Genomic DNA, 18,292 nt, shown 5'->3' on the forward strand with positions numbered 1-18,292 from the left:
AATGCTCATCCATCCGACCATCAACATGCTGCGCGAACTCGGCCTTCATGGCATGGCCACTGCCTTCCAGGAACTCGACGCACAATCCGAAGCACGCGGCCTCGAGCATGGCGAATGGCTTGCCATGCTGCTCGAGCGCGAGGCTACCATGCGCCGCCAGAAGCGTTTCGAAGCCCGCGCCAGAGCTGCAAAACTTCGCCATGACGCACAGATCGAGAATGCCGACTTTCGTGCCGCACGCGGTCTTGATCGCAATCTGTTCATGGCGCTCGCCGGCTGCGACTGGATCAGAAAGCATCACAGTCTTCTCATCACCGGGCCGGCCGGCGTCGGCAAGAGCTGGCTGGCCTGTGCGCTTGGCCACAAAGCTTGCCGAGAGGATTTCTCCGTCGCCTATCACCGCGTTCCCCGGCTGTTTGCAACGCTTGCCCTCGCGAGAGGCGACGGACGTTATGGCCGGATCCTCAAGCAACTCGCCAAAACCGACCTTCTCATTCTCGATGACTGGGGACCGGAAAAACTCAATGATGACCAGCGGCGTGATGTGCTTGAGATCATTGAAGACCGCTACGAACGCCGATCGACAATCGTCACCAGTCAGCTGCCCCTGGATCGCTGGTACGAGATCATTGCAAACCCAACCCTGGCCGATGCCATCCTGGACCGCCTCGTTCACAACGCCTATCGCATCGATCTCACCGGTGAAAGCATGCGAAAACAGCGCTCGCCGAGAGCGTCCGAAACAGCGCACGCTTGACCTGAAACGAAACCCAATCCAAACATCAACGAGACCCAGGATCAGTCCGAAAAATGGCCGGCTTCAAATCGGAACACCGGCCGGAATGAAATCGGAATGACTGGCCGGCTTCAAATCGGAATCGATGGCCGGCTTCGTCGGAATACGCAGAGCCCACCGCGCACTCCCTCTTCGCAGAAGAGCCAAGGTCTCCCGAATGCGGGGGCGTCTCCGTCTGCCACTTCTCGACACAGGACGCTGAAAAGGTCCCTTCATCCAAACGCGCATTGAGCTGTCAGGCTTCCGGGTGTCTCCGAAGTCTTGAAGCCCGGTGTGTGGGCTCCCCGCTGTGACCGGCATCACAGGCTGTTCCACCTGTGTGCCCGGCGTCCTGTGTCTCTTTCATTCATTGGCCCTGTCTGTGGCTCTCTGTTTCTTCCCAACCCGTAAGCCCGCTAGGCCCACTTCCGGCCACCCAAGCGCCGCCGCTTGCCTCCCCTCCCTCAATTTTTTGGACCTCGTAATGACCAACATCACAAACCCCGGAGGCCCGACCCCAGGTCGCCCCGAAACATACCAGACGACCCCTAACGACCATCGCCGCTGGGGCGCGTTGAGCGAAATCGTGCTGGTGCCTATCAATGACCGGAAGCGAGGCCGAATGCTGTTCGCCAAGGTGGAGCGGTCGGCCTTCGACGCTCTGCCAGAGCGCGTGAGAAGCGCCTCTTGGGTGATCGTGAAAGACGGCACCGCTACAGACGACATGCAAGTCTCTGTCAGGGCAATGGTTGCCGGCAGTCTGGTTACGGTTGCCCGTATCATCATGAATGCGAAGCCCGGAGAGTACGTCCGGAATGTCAATGGCAACCGCCTTGACCTCCGCACCACCAATCTCCGGCTCAAAGGTGGAAAGACCGGCAAGCGCTACAGCAAGCGGCACGACCTCGCCATCGTACGACAGGCCGCAGCCCTATGAGCTTCTACAACACGCTAGAATGGTCCGACGACTATCCCGGTGTCGTTGCCGCCATAGGCCCCGGCCACCGCGTGATAGTGGACCGAAAGGGCTTCGGCTGGAACCTACAGCAGCGCCGGGCGAGCAAGGGGAAGTGGTTCAACATCGCTTCGCTTCTCCGCTCTCGCGCCAATCTCGCGAGGGTCGCTCTGCCGCTCATGCACAGCGGCTACGTCAAAGAGCACGGGATCACGCAGGCGACGATAGACGCCGCCTTGGCGCATCTGCCCGAACGGTTCTCCCCCGAGCCCACCTTCAACCACCTTACGGTCAACACCCGGCCACCGCCCGAAACTCCGGCGGGAGCGCCGACCTCATACAAGACGGCCCACGACATCTTCGACCCGAGGCCGTGACGATCAACCTCACCACCCAGCTAAAGGAGCAAAGGTATCTCTATCCACATGCACGGCGTTGAACGCGCCGCGACCCTACCCGTTGAACTGTTCGGCCCATACGGCGCACGACATGACTTCCATGTTGTCGACTTCAACGGACGCAAAAGCCCCAAAGACCCTCTAGGCCCACTTGCCCGCCTTCTGATCCGCGAAGGCTTCGACCCCAGCTACCGTATGCATATCGTTCGCGACGGAGTTCCGATCTTCAAACGCGACCGCAAGCTGTCAGCGTGGGCGGGAGAGGATTGGATCGACACACAGACTAGGGTCGCAGTGCGCACAGAATACCGCCCGTTCGTACGCGGTAGTGGCATTTCAGAGGCTGCGAGGGGTCCGGACGTAGAATGCACCGTCCCGACCTGAACGCCTTTCCACGAACCGTTTCCCACCAACCAAAAACCTAACCTCACCGCAAGAAAGCGAGACACATTCCAATGGCAAACTACGCCACCTTCCAAGCCACTTCAGACACCGCTGCCGAGACCATCGCAGCCGCGAACCACGATGTTCAGTCGCACCGCAGCGCTCCCGCAACGGCCCCATCCGTCCAGACCAGCCGCAAGTTTCAGGTCGATACGTTCGGCGACGGTCGGCAGACCGTGAGGGACCAAAGCGCCCGCACCGTGAATACCGAGCGCCAAGTCCGTCCCGGCAACATCATCATTCCCGGCTTCGGCGAGACCAGCATCGAGGCCGCCCGCCTTGCAGGGTTGCTCCCTCCGGGTTTTAGTGAGCCTGTCGGGGGTCAGTCCGCCGCTGCCCCGGCAGGCAATCAGCAGCAAGGCGAACAGCAAGCCGGCGTCGGTGAGGATGCTCCTAAAGGTGCCCCGGACGCTACTGACACGGCGGCATTCGTGATGGACACGCTGGCCGGTGCACTAGGCGCGGACGCTGTAAACGAAAGCATCTGGCAGGCCGCAGAAACCGGCGACCTTGAAGGGAGCACCCCGAAGGGTGTCACCGAAGATGCTGTTAGCGCCATTGTCGAGGGCTTCATGACCCAAGCGAACAACGTCCTGAAGGCGTTGCCGGGTGGCATGGCGTCGGTGGACATGTTGCTTGAGACGCTTACCGACAGTGAGCTTCGGGAGGCCCGGATGGCGACCATCCACAACGATCGGGAGAAGCTTGCCCACTTTGGTCAGGCCGCCCTTGGGCGTATGGAAACGCTTCCCTATCAGGACGCCGCCGCCTTCAAGGCTCTTATTGCAGACATGCCCGCGAACGAACGCAAGGCTCTGGTCTACAGCGAGGAGCAGCGCGAGTGGGTCGTAAGGGTCCCCGGCAGGCCCGCCATGTCCTTCGGCGCCGCCGTCCGCGCCGGCATCGTGCGGGTCGGGTGACGGATGCCTTCTAGCATCCACCATCCCCGCGCTTTGCTGGATTGGCAGGCACGGGCCGTGAGATCACGTTCGGTCCACCTGTACCGCGTCTCCCACGACGGGCGCGGCAATTGGACCGTGACCCGTCCGGGCTTCCCTAACGAGCGCCGACACTTCCCCGCCGACGACGAGACGACCCCGCCGCAAGCCCAAGAGGGGATCGGCGAAAGCGCGGGATCGCCTAAGTCGGTCTCATCCGCGCTGCCTTCCCCGGTCAACACAATGACTGACCGGGAGAAATACGATGCCGATGTCCGGAGAAGCTATCCCGATTTGAGCCGCTGACGGTCGCACCGGATAGGTAACAACAGAAGGCTCCAGGAGTGCTATTTGCGCCGGGGGCCTTTGCCTCTGTCACCGTCTCCAGCGCCGCTCAACGCGGCCTTGATTGCCCGTTCAGCCACCTTTAGGCGGGCGTCAGGGCCACCGTAGCGCTCACTCATGCCTCCGCTGGAATGTCCTAGAACTAGGTTCCGGTCAAACTCGCTGACGCCGGCAAGCGTCAGGCGATCCTCCATGCGGTGCCGGAGAGAGTGGACCACAATCTTGCGGTCTTCTGTCACCGCGCGGACATGCTTCATGAGAATGGCGGACGCGGCATCGGCGCCCCTCACGCGACCATAGCGGGAGAACAGGGCAGGGCCGTTCCCTGCCGCCTTCACGGCCTCCCGCGCAGCCTTCAGGGCGTCTCCGATGAGTGGCACCCTACGGACCGAGCCGGCGTTCTTGAGGCGTCTGTGGGTGTGCGGGACAAGGCTTATGTAGGGGATGCCGGCATCTAGCATTACGTCAGAGACCAGAAGGCCCGTGACCTCACCAAGGCGACAGCCGGTCCCCTCGACAATCCGCCATATGCGCCACAGGTCTTCCCCAGCATGGACAGAGACGCGCTCCCGTAGCACGGGAAGCATTGGCTCCGGAACGGGGCTTCGCTCATCGCGGGCGGCCGTGGTGGCAGTTTCCGCCCCCCTGATCGTGAGGTTTTGAAAGGGGTTCACCATCGTGTCCCGTAGGCCGAACTCTGTCATGCCGAAGTTGATAAGGGCACAGACACCGTTGATATATCGGCGCACCGTTGCAGGCTTCATTTCGAGGTCGCGGAGAAGGTAGTCCTTCACGTTGCGGGCGTCCTCTCTGGTTAGGCTTGTCAGCGCACGTCCTTTATCGACGGAGGCGGCGGACAGGTGTTCCATGTTCAGACGTAGCCGCGCTGTCTTCGCTGTCTCGTTAATGTCTCCCTCAATCCGCTCGCGCAGATAGAGAAGACGGGCGTCCTCAATCGTAGGTGCGGGCCGCGAGAGGCGCCCGCCATTGACAAGTATCGATAGGGCGCGGCCCTCGATGTGGCGCGACAATTCTGATGAGAAGCGCGCGACAATCTGGATGAGAATCTGGTGTCGCGGCGGAGGTGATGATCGCGGCATTGATTGCCGCGCGCAAGAGGGTTTGTCGGTTTGATTGTCGCGGCGCGTCAATCAGCGACGCTGTTGGCGGGTGTGGCATAGGACGCGGGGCGTCCCGGGCCACGCTTTCGCTCCATGGCCTCGCGGCGCCTGTAGCTCTCGACATTCATCTCGAAGATGGTGGCGTGATGGACGAGGCGGTCGACCGCGGCGAGCGTCATGGCGGGGTCGGGGAAGACCTTGCCCCATTCGCCGAACGGCTGGTTGGCGGTGATGAGCATTGAGCGCCGCTCGTAGCGGGCGCTGATGAGCTCGAACAGCACGCTGGTCTCGGCCTGGTCCTTGGTGACGTAGGCGAGATCATCGAGGATCAGGAGATGGAACTTGTCGAGCTTGGCCAGAGCGCTCTCGAGCGCCAGGTCTCGCCGTGCCGTCTGAAGCTTCTGGACGAGGTCGGTTGTTCTGGTGAAGAGCACCCGCCAGCCATTCTCGATGAGCGCAAGGCCGATGGCTGAAGCGAGATGGCTTTTGCCGCCGCCGGGCGGGCCGAACAGAAGCAGGTTCGCCCCCTTCTCCAGCCAGCTGTCGCCGGCGGTGATCGCCATCACCTGGGCCTTGGAGATCATCGGCACGGCCTCGAACGCGAAGGTGTCGAGGGTCTTGCCCGGCAGGAGGCGGGCCTCGGCGAGGTGGCGTTCGATGCGGCGGCGGTCGCGTTCGGCCAGTTCATGCTCGGTGATCGCGGCGAGAAAGCGGGCGGCGGGCCAGCCTTCCTTGTCGGCCTGTTCGGCGAATTGCGGCCACATGAGCTTGATGGCCGGCAAGCGCAGTTCGTTGAGGAGCAGGCTGAGCTTGGCGGTATCGACAGTGGTGTTGGTCTTCATGCCGCGTCTCCCGTCAGGCTGGCGCCGAGCAGGGCTTCATAGGCATTGAGCGGCGCAAGGCGCACGACGACATTCGGCAGCCGGGAGGGATCGGGGGCGAAGCGTTCCCGCAAGGCGGCCATGTCGGGCAATCGGCGCGCCTGCAGCGCGGCATCCAGTTGGTCGGCCAGTTCGCTCTCGCAGGCGCGCTCGTGAGCCATGGCGAGAAGATCCACCATGATGCGGCAGGCCTGCCGCTCCGGCAGCCGCTCCATGAGCATGTCGAAGGTGTGCCGATACGCCTCGCGCGGAAAGAGCTGGTCGCGATAGACCAGGTTCAACAGCGCCATCGGCTTGCGACGCAGCGAATGGATGACATGCCGGTAATTGACGACCTGATCGTGTTTGCCCGATGGAGAGGCACGTCCGCGCGGCAGCGTCACGAGAAGGGTGCCGCCGATGAAGATGTCCAGTCGATCGTCGAAAAGGCGCACCCTGAGCCGGTGGCCGATCAGGCGCGAGGGCACGGTGTAGAACACCTTGCGCAGCGTGAAGCCGCCCGATGAGGTGACGCGCACGGTGACCTCCTCGTAGTCGGATGTGCGCCGGACGGGCAGTTCCTGGAGCTCGGCGCGCTCGATGTCGATGCGCTTGGAATTGCGGGCGTTCATGCGGCTGACGATCTCGTCGACGAAGCGGCGGTAGCAGACCAGATCGCCGAAATCGCTCGATCCTCTCATCAGAGCCGCGTCGTCGATCGCCCGCTTGAGATGGCCGTGCGGGCCTTCGATGGAGCCGTTCTCATGCGCGATGCCGCGATTGTTGCGGGAAGGGGTCATGCCGTAGTGGCCGCACAGTTCGTCGTAGCGGCGCGTCAGGTCCGCCCGGGCGTCCTTGTCCAGGTTGCGGAATGCCGGCGAGAGGCTGTCGCTGCGATGCTCGCGGGGAGCCCCGCCGAGCGACCACAGCGCGTTCTGCAGGCCTTCCGCCAGGGCGACGAAGCTCTCGCCGCCGAGCACGACATGAGCGTGCTCGAAGCCGGAATAGGCGAGCCGGAAATGATAGAGCCGGTGGTCGAGCGGCTGGCCGGCGATCGTGATGCCGGCTTTACCCATGTCGGTGAAATCCGACAGGCCGAGGCGGCCGGCCTCATGCACCTGTCGGAAGATGACCTCCTGCTCCACGCCGTGGACGGCGCGCCAGGAGCGGACGCGCCGCTCCAGCGTGCGGCGAACGCCGTTGCCCAGATCGGGGTGGCGGCGCAGCATCTCCTCGAAGATAGCTATCGCGCGAATGCCGGGCGCGGCTTGCAGCATCGGCACGACCTCGGTCTGAAAAATATCGGCAAGCGGGTCGGCACGGCGTCGTTCCCGCGGCGCCTTCTTCTGCGAGGGCAGCCTCGAATCCTTCTCGATGCGATAGGCCGTGGCCGTGCTGATCGACGCCTTTGCCGCCGCGACGGCTGTCGAATTGGTCTGACGGAACTTCATGTAGAGCCTCATCTGGTGATCGGTTACGTGGCGGCCGGGCACAAAGTGATTCCTCCAAATCGGAAAAACCACCGGCATACCCGGTCGACCGCGATCACCAGACAAACGCCCCCAAAAAGGCAGCGGCGCTGGCGGGTTGAAACTCCAGTCGGGCTACGCCCTCCCTGCGATCCAACCCGCCAGCATTCTCATCTTGATTGACGCAACGCTCGCACCTTCATTGTCGCGCCGCACCTCGACCTCCGGGACGCCTACAGGCTCTCCGGCGTCGTCGTAGGGGAATGAAGAGAGGTAACTATCCCGCAACACGCTCGCGGCCTCCGGGTCACTGGCGGGCAACACGCGGTCGCCGATATAGACGCTTGTGGCTGCAAGCTCTTGCGCCCGCCTCTCCGCCTGGCGGTGAACCTCCAACGGCGTCCCCACTGATTGGCCGGCATGGCTCCGCATCCGAGCACCGGCCACCAGCCTCTCAAATTCCACATTGACCTTCGGGAAATTGCGCAGGGCCTCTCGCTCTGTGGAGCCGAGAAAACGTTTGAACTCTCCCTTCCCGACGATCGGCGCAACGTCTCTAGGGAGCCTTCGCCTGTATTGCCAAGTTCCGGCCTTTGTTCGGTTTACGTGCTTCAAAACAAGTCCCATTGTGGACCTCCGGTGTACCGGAATGTGGACCGCAGGGAAAGCCTAAGCCTTGAAATCGTTGAGAAATAAGGGCTTCTGGAGAAGAGATGGTGCCCAGAGGCGGATTCGAACCACCGACACGCGGATTTTCAGTCCGCTGCTCTACCAACTGAGCTATCTGGGCCTGTTCCGGCAAACGAAAACGCGTGAACCGGATTTCATGAAGGCGCCGTGGGGCACCCCTTGAAAGCGCGTGGGTTATAGCACGGGAATTTAGCCTGTCCAGCGCCTAGGTGGCGATTTCCGGCAGGAAAAGCGAGGCTGTGGAAAGGCCGGCCTCCTCAGGCGCTTTCACAACCGCAATGGCGCGCGGGATGGCCTCCTTCTGCCCTTTGGCCTCTGTCCTAGCGCCGCCATGCCGCGCTGCAACCGCCGGGATCCGTCGTTAGCCGGTGGAGATGCCGCGGGGGCAACGAGCTGTCGCCCTACCTGGCGCCGGCCACGCCTTTGCGGAAGTCGGAGGGGGTCATGCCGGCCAGCTTGCGGAAGGACTTGTTGAAGGCGCTGAGCGAGCCGAAACCGGAGTCCATGGCGACGCGCAGCACATTGGCATCCTGATGCATCAGAAGCGCCTGCGCGTAGCTCAGCCGCAACAGGTTGACATATTCGTTGAGCGTCATGCCGGTCGATTTCTTGAACAGGCTCATGGCGTATTTGGGATGGATATCGGCCGCCGCCGCTATGTTCATGCAATCGATGTCGTACAGGAAATTCTCGGCGATGAAATCGCACATGCGCCCGACATTGCGCGAGGATTGCTGGTCGAACGCACTGCCGGCTTCCTGCCCGGCCGCCGTCTCTGGCACCAGCCTGTAGGGTTCGAACCGCACCCGCTCCAGCCGCAGCAGAAGCTCGTTGACGGCGTGTTCGGCCTTGGCCGGATCGCCCGAGCGCGCATAGCGGTTCCAGCGGGCGAAATTGTCGTTGTCGGATTGGTCGGTGGCGCTGGTCACCAGCGTCGCGCCCGTCATCAGCCGGTGGCGCACGTCCGCCGGCAGATGCAGCCGGAAGAAATGCACCAGCGGCAGATGCGCGCCGGCATAGATGGCGTCGTCGCTGAGATCGTCCATCTGGTGCGGCAGGCCGCCCCAGAAGAAGCACATCTCGCCGGCCGAAAGTGAGATTTCGTGCTCGTTCATGCGGTAGTGCACGCTGCCGCGCACGATGAAATTCACCTCGACCTGGGCATGCCAGTGCGGCTTGAGCATCACCAGCGGAGCGGTGTGAAACATCTGCAAGACCAGCGGCAGGCCTTCCACGCTGCTGGCGCCTGGCTGGTAAAACGGCCGTTCCGGCATCTTACTTTCCGCCAATTCCGTATTCCCTTTGTCGGCGACAAGCCTTCCGCGCCGAATAGTGTAGCCACGCTCGCAGAGAGAGCAAATGAAATGGGAGGATTTCAATGCGCATCACACTGACTTGCGCCGCGCTCGCGCTTGCCCTGGGCTCAGCCCCGGCCTTTGCGCAGTCCGGCGAAATCACCATCTGGAGCTGGAATGTCGCCGCTTCGTCGCTGAAGGCGACGGTTGCCGGCTTCAACAAGCTGCATCCCGACATCAAGGTCACGGTTCAGGATCTCGGCAACCAGCCGACCTACGACAAGTCGATCGCCGGCTGTGCGGCCGGCGGCGTCGGTCTGCCCGACATCGTCACCATCGAGAATGGCGAAGCCGAGAATTACTGGAGCCAGTTCCCCGACTGCTTCGTCGACCTGCATACGCTGGGCTACAGTGCCGAGGACCAGAAGAAATTCCCCGATTTCAAACGCACCGAACTCGAGGTCGGCGACAAGGCCTATGCCATGCCGTGGGATTCCGGGCCCGTCGCCGCCTTCTATCGCCGCGACTTCTATGAAAAGGCCGGCGTCGATCCGGCATCGATCAAGACCTGGGACGATTTCATCGCCGCCGGCAAGAAGATCCAGGCGGCCAATCCGGGCGTCTCGATGACCAATGCCGATTTCAACGGCGACAGTGAATTCTTCCGCATGATCTCCAACGAGCAGGGCTGCGCCTATTTCGCCGAGGACGGCCAGTCGATCACGGTCAGCGAACCCAAATGCGTCGACGCCATGACCAAGGTCAAGGAGATGAAGGACGCCGGCATCGTCTCGTCCGCCGACTGGGGCACCAAGATCACCAACAACACGGCGGGCACCGTCGCCACCCAAGTCTATGGCGGCTGGTATGAAGGCACCATCCGCACAGAATCGGCCGGCGAGAACGGCAAATGGGGCGTCTATCTGATGCCGAGCCTAACCGCCGACGGTCCGCGCGCCGCCAATCTCGGCGGCTCGTCGCTGGCCATCACCTCGGCCTCGAAGAACAAGGAAGCGGCCTACGAGTATCTGAAATACACGCTCGGAACCAATGAAGGCCAGATCACCATGCTGAAGGAGTTCGGCCTCGTCCCTTCGCTGGTCTCGGCGCTGGATGATCCTTATGTCAGCCAAGGCCTGCCCTATTGGGGTGGCCAGGCGGTGTGGAAGGATATTCTGGGCACCTTGCCCAAGGTCGTCCCCAGCCGCGGCACGCAGTTCCAGAGCGATGCCGAAATCATCGTCCGCGCGGTGCAGACCAAATATCTGGCCGGCGGCTATCCCGACGCCAAGGCGGCACTCGACGATGCGGCAAAACAGATCGCCGCGGCGACCGGACTGCCGGTCAAGTCATAACCTCCCAGGGATGGGGTCCGGGACGACTCTTGCCGCCCGGACCCTGTCGCCTGCGAGCTTGGCTGAAACACCGGATATGAAGGAGGAGGAGCAGGATGCGCAACCGCAACGCCACGGCCTATCGTTTCCTGGCGCCTTATCTGCTGATCTTCTCCGTCTTCTGGGTGTGGCCGATCATCTCGTCGTTCATGATCTCCTTCCAGGCGACACGCACCGTGCCCTGGCGTTTCGCGCCGGGCTTCAACTGGGGCCGTCTGATCGGCGATCCGGCCTTCTTCAACGCGCTGAAGAACACGCTGCTCATCCTCGTCATCCAGGTGCCGGTGATGATCGCGCTGGCCATGGTGATGGCCGTGCTTTTGAATTCGCCGCTCCTCAAGGCGAGGGGCCTCTATCGCTTCGCCTTCTTCGCCCCAGTGGTGGTCGGTGAGGTCGCCTATTCGGCGGTGTTCCGGCTGATGTTCAGCCTCGATTTCGGCATCGTCAACAAGCTCCTGAACAGCATCGGGCTGCCCAAGATCGACTGGTTCTCCAATGTCACGCCGGCCATGGCGCTGATCATGATCGCTGTCACCTGGCGCTGGGCCGGCTACAACGCCATCATCCTTCTGGCCGGCATGCAATCCATCCCCGAGGATGTCTACGAGGCGGCGACGCTCGACCGCGTCAGCAAGCTCAAGCAGTTCTTCCACATCACCTTGCCGCTGTTGAAGCCGGTCATCGTGTTTTGCCTGGTGCTCTCGATCATCGGCACCATGCAATTGTTCACCGAGCCCTTCCTGATCACCGAGCGCGGCGGGCCGGGCGGCGGCACCGAGACGCTCGGCCTGCTGCTCTACCGCCAGGGGTTCCGGTCGCTCAATTTCGGCTATGCCTCGGCCGTCGCCTACACCATGGCGGCGCTGGCGATCGCGATCACGCTGGTGCAGCTGTGGCTGACGAGGGAAAAGCAATGAGTTCGCTCTCCTCCGCCCGCCTGAGGCGCAGCATCGCGCTGCATCTTTTCCTCACACCGCTGGCGCTGATCTGGCTGTTCCCGCTGTGGATGATGGTGGTGTTCTCGACGATGCCCGACAACGGCATCTTCAGTCCCGGCATCGAGCTCTTGCCGCACGGCAATTTCGTCGACAATTTCAACAATCTGCAGCGCGACACCAATTTCGTCGGCGCCATCGGCATCTCCGTCTCGGTGGCGGTGACCTACACCTTCCTGTCGGTGCTGTTGACGTCGATGGCCGGCTGGGCGCTGGCGCGCTACCAGTTCTTCGGCAAAGGCGTGGTCGTCGGCATCATCTTCGGCACCATCACGCTGCCCTATGCGGTGGTGCTGATCCCGCAATTCATCATGGTGGCGCGCGACTTCCAGCTCGCCAACACCTGGGTGGCGCTGATCGTGCCGCCGCTGTTCAATTCACTCGGTGTGCTTTTCATGCGGCAAAGTTTTTCGATGATGCCGGACGACCTCTTCGACGCCGCCCGCGTCGAAGGTGTGAAGGAGTGGCGCATCTTCCTCTTTGTCGCGCTGCCGCTGGCGCGGCCGATGCTGGCCGCACTCGCCATCATCCTGTTCCTCGCCTCCTGGAACAATTATCTCTGGCCGCTTTTGATCAACAGCCAGCCCGGTTCGATGACGGCGCCGGTGGCGCTCGGCACCCTGATCGGCCTCACCAAAGTGTCGTGGGGCGGCATCATGGCAGGGGCCGTGATGCTCACCGTGCCGATGCTGATCGTCTTCGTGCTTCTGCAGCGCCATTTCATCGCCGGCATCGCCGCCGGCGCAGTCAAGTAAGAGGCAGCATGGCAACCGTTACGCTGAGCAATGTGGTCAAGCGCTTCGGCGCCTTCGAAGTCGTCCATGGCGCCAACATCGACATCAAGCACGGTGAGTTCGTCGTCTTCGTCGGCCCGTCCGGCTGCGGCAAGTCGACCCTGCTCAGGATGATCGCCGGGCTCGAGGACATCAGCGGCGGCGAGATTGCCATCGGCGGCAAACTGGTCAACGATGTCGAGCCGGCCGATCGAGGCATCGCCATGGTGTTCCAGTCCTACGCGCTCTATCCGCATATGAGCGTCGAGCAAAATCTCTCCTTCGGGCTGCGCATGACCGGCAACCCCAAGGCCGACACCGACCGGCGGGTGAAGCGCGCGGCCGAGATCCTGCGCATCAGCGAATTGATGGACCGGCGCCCGAGGAAACTCTCCGGCGGCCAGCGTCAGCGCGTCGCCATCGGCCGCGCCATCGTGCGCGAGCCGCAAGTGTTCCTGTTCGACGAGCCGCTCTCCAATCTCGACGCCGAACTGCGCGTCCAGATGCGGGTCGAGATCACGCGCCTGCACAAGGAACTCGGCGCCACCATGATCTACGTCACGCACGACCAGACCGAAGCGATGACGCTCGCCGACCGGATCGTCGTGCTGCGCGCCGGCCATATCGAGCAGATCGGCCGACCGCTCGATCTCTATGACGATCCCGACAATCTGTTCGTGGCCGGGTTTGTCGGCTCGCCGAAGATGAACTTCATCAAGGCGCAAATCGTCGGGCAGGATGCGCGTGGCGTCGTGGTCGAGTTGGCGGGCCAGGAGAAGACCCGTATCACCCAGCCATTGGCCGGCGCCGCGCCAGAAGTGGGCAGCAAGGTCATCGTCGGCGTGCGGCCCGAACATTTCGGCAGCGCCGGGGAAGGCGACACCAACCTTGTCGTCGCCATCGACGTGGTCGAGCATCTCGGCGGCACGAGCTTCCTCTACGCCCGAACGGCCCATGGCGAAGACGTGGTGATCCAGCGCGACGCGGCGAAGGTTCCCACAACCTCCGAAGTCACCGTTTCCATCCGCAAATCCTACCTGTTCGACGAAAAAGGGCTGCGGCTGCGCTGACCGGCCGCCCCCTTCCAGCCTTCAAGGAGAATGACAATGACCGCAACCACGCCCATTCGCTGGGGCATTCTCGGCCCGGGCAGCATCGCCCAGGCTTTCGCCGGCGGCGTGGCCGCTTCGCGCACCGGAAAACTGGTCGCCATCGGCGCGCGCAATCCGAGCAAGCCGAGCCTCGCCGGGAATTTTCCCGGCGCCCGCATCGTCGACGGCTACGAAGCGTTGCTAGCCGATCCCGACATCGATGCGATCTACATCGCGGTTCCACATCCCGGCCATGCGCAATGGGCAATCCGGGCCGCGGAAGCAGGCAAGCACGTGCTGTGCGAAAAGCCGCTGGCGCTGACCGCCTTCGAGGCCGACGCCATGTTCCATGCCGCGCGCAAGGCCGGCACCTTTCTCGGCGAAGCCTTCATGTACCGGCTGCACCCGCAGACGCTGAAGCTGGTGGAACTGATCAAGTCGGGCGTCATCGGCGAGGTCAGGATGATCAAGTCCAGCTTCGGCTTCGCCATGCCGGGCTTCATGCCGCGGCATCGGCTCTACGCCAATGATTCCGCCGGCGGCGGCATACTGGACGTCGGCGGCTATACCGTCTCCATGGCGCGGCTGATTGCCGGGGCAGCATCGGGACAACCTTTTGCCGAGCCCGACAAGGTGGTTGGCACCGCTCATCTTGGCCAGTCCGGCGTCGACGAATGGGCCTCGGCGCTGCTGCATTTTCCCGGCGGCATCGTCGCCGAGGTTTCCTGCAGCATCTCGCTGAACCAGGACAATGTGCTGCGTATCCTCGGCACCAAGGGCCGCATCGAAGTGCCGGACTTCTGGTTCGCCGGCGGAAATCGCGATGTCGGCCTCGGCCGGATCGACGTGATCGGCGCCGACGGTTCGCGCGAGACGATCAGCGTCGATGAAAAGCGCCATGTCTATTCCTTCGAGGTCGACGGCGCCGGCGAGGCCATCCTCGCCGGGCGGCAGGAATTCGCCTGGCCGGGCATGGATTGGGCCGACAGTCTCGGCACCTTGCGGGTGCTCGACAGGTGGCGCGCTGCCGTCGGGCTGGAGTACGAGATCGAAAAGGCCCCGCTGCGCACCAGCACCATCTCCGGCAGGCCTTTGCGGTCGGGCGGCACGGCGATCGGCAAGCGCACCATTCCGGGCCTGGTGAAGCCGGCGTCGGTGGTGGCGCTCGGCTTCGAGGATTTCCGCACTTTCTCCTCGGGCTCGATCCTGCTCGATGCCTTCTTCGAGGCCGGCGGCAATCTCTTCGACACCGGTTTTGTCTACGGCGGCGGCTACACCGAGACGCTGCTTGGCCAGTGGTTGCAGAACCGCGGCGTGCGCGAGCAGTCGGTGATCATCGCCAAGGGCGCGCATTCGCCGCTCTGCTATCCCGACGTGATCGGCAAGCAGCTTGCCCAGTCGCTCGACCGCCTGCAGACCGACCATGTCGACATCTATTTCATGCACCGCGACAATCCGGATGTGCCGGTCGGCGAGTTCGTCGATGCCATGGACCGTGAGGTGAAGGCCGGGCGCATCCGTGGCCCGTTCGGCGGCTCGAACTGGACGATGCAGCGCATGGACGAGGCGATTGCCTATGCCGAGCGCGCCGGCAAGCAGAAGCCCGGCGCGCTCTCCAACAATTTTTCGCTGGCCGAGATGCTGGAGCCGATCTGGGCGGGTTGTGTGGCTTCGTCCACCGACGACTGGAAGGCCTGGCTGACATCCAGGCAGATGCCGAATTTCGCCTGGTCGAGCCAGGGCCGTGGCTTCTTCACCGAGCGCGCCGGGCGCGACAGGCGCGACAGCGAGGAACTGGTGCGGGTCTGGTATTCGGAGCGCAATTTCGGCCGCCGCGACCGCGCCATCGAGCTCGCCGCGCGCCTGCGCAAGAGCCCGATCCATGTTGCTTTGGCCTATGTGCTCAACCAGCCTTTCCCGTCGGTTCCACTGATCGGGCCGCGCACGCTGGGCGAGTTGGAAGACAGCCTGCGGGCGCTGGACATCGCGCTTTCGCCGGCCGATCTCGAGTGGCTGGACGGCGGCAGCCTTCACGCGGCCTGATAGAACAGGTCGCAAAAAGCGGCGTCAGGTCTCGTCGTCCGACACCCTGACGCCGCGCCTGGCCGGGGTCCGCAGACTGGCATACATGCCGGTGGTGCGGAACTGGCTGGGCGTGGTGCCGTAGAGGCGGCGGAAGACCTTCGAAAAATAATTCGCATCCTCGAAGCCGCTCAGGATGGCGACTTCCTTCACCGGCAGAAAGTCCGCCTTGGTCAACAGCTTCGCCGCCCGCTGCAGGCGCTGCTGCAGCACGAACTCGGCGGGCGGCAGGCCTTCGCTCTCGGCGAAGCAGCGCGAAAAATGGGCCCGGCTGAGGCCACTGATCTGGACGAGGTCCGCCACCGGCAGCGGTTTGTCGAGATTGGCGTTGATATGATCGATGACCGGCTGCATGGCGCTCTGTTTTTCGGCAAAGGCATGCGAGCCGAAGACATCGTCATAGAGCGCCATCGCCGCCTCGTAGGCGATAGCGGACGCGGCACCCGCTGAGGCCGCCCCCTTGATGAGGCGCAGGCTGCAATCGGCAAGGTGGTCGATCGTCGCTGGCTTAAGCCGGAACACCGGACCGGAGATGCTGAGGATCGACTTGTGGATGCGCAGCGCCTCCTCGCCGTTCATCGAGATCCAGAAATATTCCCAGCGCTCGTCGCTCGCCAGCCAATAGCGGTGGTTGTGCGGCACCAGCACCAGCAGCGTGTCGTTCTCTTGCAGGCGATAGTTGCGGTTCTCGTAGCGCAGCCGGCCGGTGCCGCTGATCGTGTGCTGGAGCACGGTGAACGGCGTCTGGCCGCGTTTGCGTCCGTCCCAGTCATAGATCTCGTCCTCGCGCACCTCATAGCCGGTGCTTGTCGGCATGGCATGCAGGCGCTGCCGGCCGCGCGGCAGCGAGATCGTGCGCATCGACTGTCCGTTGGCGATCAAATCTCGTAGCACAAAATTACCCTTGAAAGCATAATCCTTCTCTGGTCGCGCTCGTGAATAAGGGCATAATCCCCCTCGAAAAGCGAGAGAGATCCGCAGGCGAGGAGCGGACAGGGAGGTTGGCAGGCCGGAATCCGGCTTGTCCCGTACACCTGCCATGGCATGTGGCTGCGACCCACCCCTGTCATTCCCGGCCTGTCACTGGAATAGGATGAGGTACGGCTGATGAGTTTCAAAATCGCTATCATCGGTGCCGGCAGTGTCGGATTCACCAAGAAGCTGTTCACCGACATCCTGTGCGTGCCCGAATTCAGGGATATCGAATTCGCGCTGACCGACCTCAGCGAACACAATCTCGGGATGATCAAGGCTATTCTCGACAAGGTCGTCGAGGCGAATGGGTTGCCAACCAGGGTGACGGCGACAACCGATCGCCGCAAGGCGCTCGAAGGCGCGCGCTATATCATCAGCTGTGTGCGGGTCGGCGGTCTGGAAGCCTATGCCGACGATATCCGCATTCCGTTGAAATATGGCATCGACCAATGCGTCGGCGACACGATCTGCGCCGGTGGTATCCTCTATGGCCAGCGCAACATTCCGGTGATCCTCGACTTCTGCAAGGACATACGCGAGGTCGCCGCGACGGGCGCCAAATTCCTCAACTATGCCAACCCGATGGCCATGAACACCTGGGCGGCGATCGAGTACGGCAAGGTCGACACGGTCGGCCTCTGCCACGGCGTCCAGCATGGTGCCGAGCAGATCGCCGAGGTGCTTGGTGCGAAGTCCAGGCACGAGCTCGACTATGTCTGTTCCGGCATCAATCACCAGACCTGGTTCATCGATTTGCGGCTGAATGGCCGCAAGATCGGCAAGGATGAACTGGTTGCCGCCTTCGAGGCGCATCCGGTCTATTCGCAGCAGGAAAAGCTGCGCATCGATGTCTTGAAGCGCTTCGGCGTCTATTCGACCGAGAGCAACGGCCATCTCTCCGAATATCTGCCATGGTACCGCAAGCGCCCCGACGAGATCACGCGCTGGATCGACATGTCGGATTGGATCCATGGCGAGACCGGCGGCTATCTCCGCTACTCCACCGAAACCCGCAACTGGTTCGAGACGGAGTATCCGCAATTCCTCGAAGCGGCGTCGAAGCCGATCGATCCGGCCAAGCGCTCCAACGAACATGCCAGCCACATATTGGAGGCGCTGGAGACCAACCGCGTCTATCGTGGCCACTTCAACGTCAGGAATGACGGCGTGATCACCAATTTGCCGCAGGATGCCATCATCGAGTCGCCCGGTTTCGTCGACCGTTTCGGCATCAATATGGCCGCCGGCATCACGCTGCCGGAGGCCTGTGCGGCCACCTGCATGTCCTCGATCAACGTCCAGCGCATGTCGGTCCATGCCGCGGTATCAGGCGACATCGATCTCTTGAAACTGGCCGTGCTGCATGACCCGCTGGTCGGTGCGGTATCGACGCCGGAGGAAGTCTGGCAGATGGTGGACGAAATGGTCGTCGCCCAGGCTCAATGGCTGCCGCAATATGCGCATGCGGTTCCGGCCGCCAAGGAGCGGCTGTCGAAATCCGCGGTCAAGACCCGCGAATGGGCGGGTGCTGCGCGGCGAAACGTGCGCTCGATCGAGGAATTGCGCGCCGAAAAAGCCGCGCTCAAACAGGCCGGCTGAAAAACCCGGGCGCGGCGGCGGACCTTGGGAGGCAGGTCCATCGCATTGAGCCGTCCGAGCAGAGACGAGCAGCAGAAAACGTCTGAACATGAG

General features: G+C 62.9%; 15 protein-coding genes, 1 tRNA gene and 1 pseudogene. 10 read left to right on the plus strand and 7 right to left on the minus strand.

What is annotated here, in order from left to right; translation table 11 throughout:
- Nucleotide 1 precedes the first annotated feature (1 nt).
- From istB (ACVILI_RS09320) to ACVILI_RS09335, 4 genes are all read left to right on the plus strand, one after another.
- Nucleotides 2-757, plus strand: a complete 756-nt coding sequence (gene istB, locus ACVILI_RS09320; RefSeq protein WP_038646815.1) for an IS21-like element helper ATPase IstB — start codon at nucleotides 2-4, stop codon at nucleotides 755-757.
- 502 nt (nucleotides 758-1,259) lie between these two features.
- Nucleotides 1,260-1,712 carry a hypothetical protein gene (locus ACVILI_RS09325; protein ID WP_240565320.1) on the plus strand — a complete coding sequence of 151 codons (453 nt, stop codon included), beginning with the start codon at nucleotides 1,260-1,262 and terminating at the stop codon, nucleotides 1,710-1,712.
- Nucleotides 1,709-2,107 carry a hypothetical protein gene (locus tag ACVILI_RS09330; RefSeq protein WP_240565319.1) on the plus strand — a complete coding sequence of 133 codons (399 nt, stop codon included), beginning with the start codon at nucleotides 1,709-1,711 and terminating at the stop codon, nucleotides 2,105-2,107. The genes ACVILI_RS09325 and ACVILI_RS09330 overlap by 4 nt, the downstream gene beginning before the upstream one ends.
- A gap of 476 nt (nucleotides 2,108-2,583) precedes the next feature.
- Entirely contained in the window at nucleotides 2,584-3,492 is a 909-nt protein-coding gene (locus ACVILI_RS09335) for a hypothetical protein (protein WP_240565318.1), read from the plus strand.
- Nucleotides 3,493-3,857: 365 nt separating this feature from the next.
- Here ACVILI_RS09335 and ACVILI_RS09340 read toward each other — a convergent pair.
- From ACVILI_RS09340 to ACVILI_RS09365, 6 genes and pseudogenes are all read right to left on the minus strand, one after another.
- Nucleotides 3,858-4,817, minus strand: a pseudogene (locus ACVILI_RS09340) (tyrosine-type recombinase/integrase); the annotation flags it as partial.
- Between the two features lie 185 nt (nucleotides 4,818-5,002).
- Nucleotides 5,003-5,818: an IS21-like element helper ATPase IstB gene (gene istB, locus ACVILI_RS09345; protein ID WP_284278837.1), complete on the minus strand. Its 816-nt coding sequence runs from the start codon at nucleotides 5,816-5,818 to the stop codon at nucleotides 5,003-5,005.
- Nucleotides 5,815-7,329: an IS21 family transposase gene (gene istA, locus ACVILI_RS09350; protein WP_457102398.1), complete on the minus strand. Its 1,515-nt coding sequence runs from the start codon at nucleotides 7,327-7,329 to the stop codon at nucleotides 5,815-5,817. The genes istB (ACVILI_RS09345) and istA overlap by 4 nt, the downstream gene beginning before the upstream one ends.
- 111 nt (nucleotides 7,330-7,440) lie before the next feature.
- Complete coding sequence (locus ACVILI_RS09355; protein WP_457102399.1) at nucleotides 7,441-7,932, minus strand: DUF6538 domain-containing protein; 492 nt, start codon at nucleotides 7,930-7,932, stop codon at nucleotides 7,441-7,443.
- 87 nt (nucleotides 7,933-8,019) lie between these two features.
- Nucleotides 8,020-8,095 (minus strand) — tRNA-Phe (locus ACVILI_RS09360).
- 301 nt (nucleotides 8,096-8,396) lie between these two features.
- Entirely contained in the window at nucleotides 8,397-9,269 is an 873-nt protein-coding gene (locus ACVILI_RS09365; RefSeq protein ID WP_019860424.1) for a helix-turn-helix domain-containing protein, read from the minus strand.
- A 104-nt stretch (nucleotides 9,270-9,373) separates the two neighbouring features.
- Between ACVILI_RS09365 and ACVILI_RS09370 the strand changes: the two genes are divergently transcribed.
- The 5 genes from ACVILI_RS09370 (at nucleotide 9,374) to ACVILI_RS09390 (ending at nucleotide 15,586) form a co-directional block, all read left to right on the plus strand.
- Nucleotides 9,374-10,645, plus strand: a complete 1,272-nt coding sequence (locus ACVILI_RS09370; RefSeq protein WP_038644532.1) for an ABC transporter substrate-binding protein — start codon at nucleotides 9,374-9,376, stop codon at nucleotides 10,643-10,645.
- Between the two features lie 95 nt (nucleotides 10,646-10,740).
- Nucleotides 10,741-11,601, plus strand: a complete 861-nt coding sequence (locus ACVILI_RS09375; RefSeq protein ID WP_038644534.1) for a carbohydrate ABC transporter permease — start codon at nucleotides 10,741-10,743, stop codon at nucleotides 11,599-11,601.
- Nucleotides 11,598-12,434 (plus strand): carbohydrate ABC transporter permease, encoded by an 837-nt coding sequence (locus ACVILI_RS09380; protein ID WP_019860421.1) that lies wholly within the window; start codon nucleotides 11,598-11,600, stop codon nucleotides 12,432-12,434. Before ACVILI_RS09375 ends, ACVILI_RS09380 begins: the two co-directional genes overlap by 4 nt.
- A gap of 8 nt (nucleotides 12,435-12,442) precedes the next feature.
- The gene (locus tag ACVILI_RS09385; RefSeq protein WP_457102400.1) at nucleotides 12,443-13,522 is read left to right on the plus strand and encodes an ABC transporter ATP-binding protein; all 1,080 of its coding nucleotides are present in this window, start codon (nucleotides 12,443-12,445) and stop codon (nucleotides 13,520-13,522) included.
- 36 nt (nucleotides 13,523-13,558) lie between these two features.
- Complete coding sequence (locus ACVILI_RS09390) at nucleotides 13,559-15,586, plus strand: aldo/keto reductase (protein WP_038644538.1); 2,028 nt, start codon at nucleotides 13,559-13,561, stop codon at nucleotides 15,584-15,586.
- Nucleotides 15,587-15,610: 24 nt separating this feature from the next.
- On the opposite strand, the gene ACVILI_RS09395 is transcribed toward ACVILI_RS09390, so the two are convergent.
- The gene (locus tag ACVILI_RS09395) at nucleotides 15,611-16,666 is read right to left on the minus strand and encodes an AraC family transcriptional regulator (RefSeq protein WP_019860418.1); all 1,056 of its coding nucleotides are present in this window, start codon (nucleotides 16,664-16,666) and stop codon (nucleotides 15,611-15,613) included.
- Nucleotides 16,667-16,732: 66 nt separating this feature from the next.
- Between ACVILI_RS09395 and melA the strand changes: the two genes are divergently transcribed.
- Nucleotides 16,733-18,199 carry an alpha-glucosidase/alpha-galactosidase gene (gene melA, locus ACVILI_RS09400; protein ID WP_019860416.1) on the plus strand — a complete coding sequence of 489 codons (1,467 nt, stop codon included), beginning with the start codon at nucleotides 16,733-16,735 and terminating at the stop codon, nucleotides 18,197-18,199.
- Nucleotides 18,200-18,292 lie beyond the last annotated feature (93 nt).

Source organism: Mesorhizobium sp. USDA 4775, from assembly GCF_054062655.1.